Source organism: Psychrobacter pasteurii (genome assembly GCF_900162815.1).
Classification (GTDB): Bacteria; Pseudomonadota; Gammaproteobacteria; order Pseudomonadales; family Moraxellaceae; genus Psychrobacter; species Psychrobacter pasteurii.
This window is the reverse complement of sequence record NZ_FUGD01000204.1, coordinates 1-276: the sequence shown is the minus strand read 5'-3', so window position 1 is coordinate 276 and position 276 is coordinate 1. Positions and strand designations below refer to the sequence as shown.

Here is a 276-nt window from a genome sequence, read left to right as displayed (position 1 = left end):
TTTACGGATATTACTAATTTGCAGGTGCAATCGTGATAGCTTGGCTTTCGCTTTAGCACGATTGTTACTGCCTTTTTGTTTACGACTTAATTGACGACTAAGCCTTTTAAGTTTCTTGAGTTTCACCTTAAGTGGCTTGGGTGCTTTGACTTTAGTACCGTCTGATAGAGTGGTTAGGTCAGTAATACCTAAGTCTACACCAGTTTGCTTACCTGTGTGTCTGCCTCTCTTTTTGGTAAGGTTTACAGCATCTATTTCAACGGCAACAGAGACAAA

At 40.2% G+C, this 276-nt stretch carries 1 protein-coding gene; it reads right to left on the bottom strand.

All coding sequences use genetic code 11. The features are described from left to right. Positions 1-276 (bottom strand): transposase (locus A1232T_RS13405; protein ID WP_143514022.1); only part of this gene is annotated, 276 nt, incomplete at both ends.